We start from the raw sequence: 3611 nt of genomic DNA on the forward strand, positions 1-3611 counted from the left end.
AGGTCTTCTGTAGCTTGAGTCAGTTGCAGGGTTTCTTCCCAAGCCGAATCCCACAGCTTAGAAATTTGCTGATTAGAGGAATGCTTCTTGAGCTGAGTGCGCAGTTGAGTCAGGGTGTGGCGATGTTGCTTGAGCCAATTGGAAAGTTTTTCAACTACCCCTTGACAGTTTTCATCCTGCCATCCTAACTGGTTTTGGTTAATCAGTAGTTCCCCAACTAGGTGAGATAGGTGTTTAAGACTGTCTAAATCAACACGCACTGTGGCTGATGTCTTGATCGAGCCCTCTGCTAATGAAGGCACATCAGCCTCTGCAGACTCCCGATCGGGAAGAGACATTGATATTTGCTTGACTTCTTTTCCTGATTCAGGGTTAACCGCTAACTCCGACTCTTGCTGAGGGTCAGTCTGAGGTTGGTTAAGATTGTCTGTTGCTACGGTTTCTGAAGATTCATCCAGAAATATAGTATCTGGAAATATACTATCTGGAGGTATACTATCTGGCTCAAGAGATTCCTCTTCAGGAAAGACTTGATTCGCTTGCTCTTGTGCAAGAGAAATATTACCAAAAGTTTCCTCAAGTAATTCATCAATATTTGTTGAAGGTTGAAAGTTATTGTTGGTTGAAGGTTGAAGGTTATTGTTGGTTGAAGGTTCAAGGTTAGTGTTGGTTGAAGGTTGAAGGTTAGTGTTGGTTGAAGGTTGAAGGTTAGTTTGGGTTGTTCGCGTAGCGTGGCCTTTTGGCCAAGGTTCAAGGTTAGTTTGGGTTGTTCGCGTAGCGTGGCCTTTTGGCCAAGGTTCAAGGTTAGCAGGTTGAAGGTTAGCAGGTTGAAGGTTAGTTTGGGTTGTTCGCGTAGCGTGGCCTTTTGGCCAAGGTTCAAGGTTTTCCAGACAACCTTCAACGTTCCAACCTTCAACATTCAACGATTGTGAACCTTCAACATTCAACGATTGTGAACCTTCAACCTTCAACGATTGTGAACCTTCAACCTTCAACGATTGTGAACCTTCAACCTTCAACGATTGTGAACCTTCAACCTGTAACTCTTCTTGTGATCCAGCTAATTGTTGAAGGGCGAGGCTGGGGTTTCCTCCACGAGTGCGATCGCCTGCTAAGACAGCGGTATGAGCTTCCTGGAAATTCGTTAAGGCAATCTTGGCAATTTCCATCACCTGTTCAGGCTGAACATCAAGGGCTTTGAGGGTGTTTTCGGCAATTGCTTTAAACCCTGGTAAGTTCAAGGATTCCCCTAACCCTACAAATATTTCAGCTTGTTCTCGCAAGGTCTCAGCAATCTCTATCAGCGTAGCCTTGTCATAATCAGGGGTTGTTCGCGTAGCGTGGCCAATAGGCCAAGGTTGAAGGTTAGCAGGTTGAAGGTTAGTGTTGGTTGAAGGTTCAAGGTTAGTGTTGGTTGAAGGTTCAAGGTTAGTGTTGGTTGAAGGTTCAAGGTTAGTGTTGGTTGAAGGTTCAAGGTTAGTGTTGGTTGAAGGTTCAAGGTTAGTGTTGGTTGAAGGTTGAAGGTTGTCTGGAAAACTTTCAACCTTCAACCTGTCAACCTGTAACCCTTGAGAACTTTCAACATCCAACCTGCCAACCTGTAACCCTTCAGAACTTTCAACATCCAACCTGCCAACCTGTAACCCTTCAGAACCTTGGCCAATAGGCCACGCTTCGCGAACAACATCCAACCTGCCAACCTGTAACCTTCCAACCTTCAACAAGGAAGCTAGGTGATCGATTCGTTGCTTGACTCCTACTTCAAAGATAGATTGGACAATATCAAACCCAAGTTCTGCTGATGTGGGTAGAGAGGCTTGATAGTCAAAACAATCTCCTAATTTAGCTTGCAGTTTAGCAAACACCCCTGCAGCTCGGTTGATAATCTCAGTATTCTTGCTCAACTCCCCAGTCATTTCAGCAGTCAGTGCCATCCTGAGGCACTGATATCCCTCAAACAGTAGTGTTTCTAGTTCTGTATCAATGGTTGCCTCAGGGGCTAACATTGCCCGGAAGACATCTTCGAGATAATGTGCTACACTTTTTATGGTTTCTTGCCGGACATTAGCAGCTGCGCCTTTCAGGGTATGAGTGGCTCGCATTAAGTCATAAAGTTGGTTTTTTGGCTTGTCCGGTGTTAAAGCCAGCAAGTGTTGTTCAATAACTTGCAGCAAGTCCTGGGCTTCCCCAAGAAAGTATTGATAGGTTTCTGGATCAATAGTTGACATTTTTTTAGGGAGTAGGGAGTAGGGAGTCGGGAGTCGGGAGTCGGGAATCGGGAGTCGGGAGTCGGGAGAAGAAACTTGACTTTACCTGATCAGTATAATCAACGCTATATAAATAAAGCGAATAATAACCCCTAAAACCAATCTCAAAGCGCCAGTTGCTCCCCAACCTCCCCGCGCCCACGCCCCGCGCCCCCGCCCCACACTCCCTACCCGTAGCGCTATAACTAGTTAACAGTAAACTGCTCAACAGCTGCCTGTAGCTTTTCGATGGTGGTGAGGGATTCCTTGAAGGACTCCCAAAGCTGGGCAGAGTCTTCAGAGGTATTGGTGGATATGGCCGCAACTTCTTTCATGGTTTGGGTAACCGATTGTGATTGTTCGAGTTGGGCTAGGGTTACCTGGGTAATCCCTGCAACTAACTGGCTAATCTCAGCAGTAGCTGATGCGATCGCATTTAGATTGCCCTTGCTTTCTTCTACCAATTCTGTGCCAGTATTAACCTGAGCGATCGCGACTTCGGTCACTTTAATCACCTCTCTAGTCTGAGTGCGGATTTCAGCAACTAAATTAGAAATTTCCGTAGTTGCCTTGGCCGACTGTCGAGCTAAGGAGCGCACCTCATCAGCTACCACCGCAAAACCTTTACCATACTCCCCAGCTCGGGTGGCTTCGATAGCAGCATTAAGGGAGAGTAGCTGGGTTTGGGTAGCAAAATCACTAATCAAATTCAATACCCGGTCAACATTTTGGGAGTATTGACTTAACTGTCTAATTTGATGGCTGGCTTCCTCCACACTGTCCCGAATTCCTAGAATTCCCTCCACCGTGCGGTTCATAGCTGTCTCCCCCGATGCTACTTTTTGGTTTGCCTCTTGCACAGCTCGGTCGATGGATTGGGCGCTAGTGGTTACAGCTTGGGTAGAGTTAACCATGTTCTGGATTTGATCCATGGCTTGGGTCAACTCCTGACACTGATGCTGGGCTTCTTCAGAAAGTTTAGTAATTGCTGCTTCACTCTCTGTAGCAGTTTCAGCGACTTTCACAGAAGCTGAGAGTACCTCGATCACAATTTGCCGTAAACTGTGAATGGTGTTGTTGTAAGCATCTGCAATAGTCCCAAGTTCATCATTGGTAATCGGAGCTCTAACGGTCAAGTCACCGTCTAGAGCAGGTCGAACAGCTGTGAGCAAATCAATAGCACGCTGTTGGAATAATTCCCTAGCCTCCTTTTCCTGTGATGCTAATTCTGCTAGTTTTTGGGATTGCGATCGCAATTGTTCCAAATACTCAGCTCGCTGCAACGGTACACTCATCTGAGCGGCAATCTGAAGCATCCAATTAATCTCTTCCGTTTGCCAATCCCTAGCTTCAGAATTTTGATAA

The 3611-nt window shown here is 46.1% G+C and carries 3 protein-coding genes; all 3 read right to left on the reverse strand.

What is annotated here, in order from left to right:
- Positions 1–2228: Hpt domain-containing protein (locus F6K53_RS35730; RefSeq protein WP_293084110.1), on the reverse strand; the 2228-nt coding region annotated here is incomplete at its 3' end.
- 4 nt (positions 2229–2232) lie between these two features.
- Entirely contained in the window at positions 2233–2394 is a 162-nt protein-coding gene (locus F6K53_RS35735; RefSeq protein ID WP_158069622.1) for a hypothetical protein, read from the reverse strand.
- 58 nt (positions 2395–2452) lie between these two features.
- Positions 2453–3611: methyl-accepting chemotaxis protein (locus F6K53_RS35740; protein ID WP_293084113.1), on the reverse strand; the 1159-nt coding region annotated here is incomplete at its 5' end.

Origin of the sequence: Moorena sp. SIO4A1, assembly GCF_010672065.1 — a bacterium.
Classification (GTDB): Bacteria; Cyanobacteriota; Cyanobacteriia; order Cyanobacteriales; family Coleofasciculaceae; genus Moorena.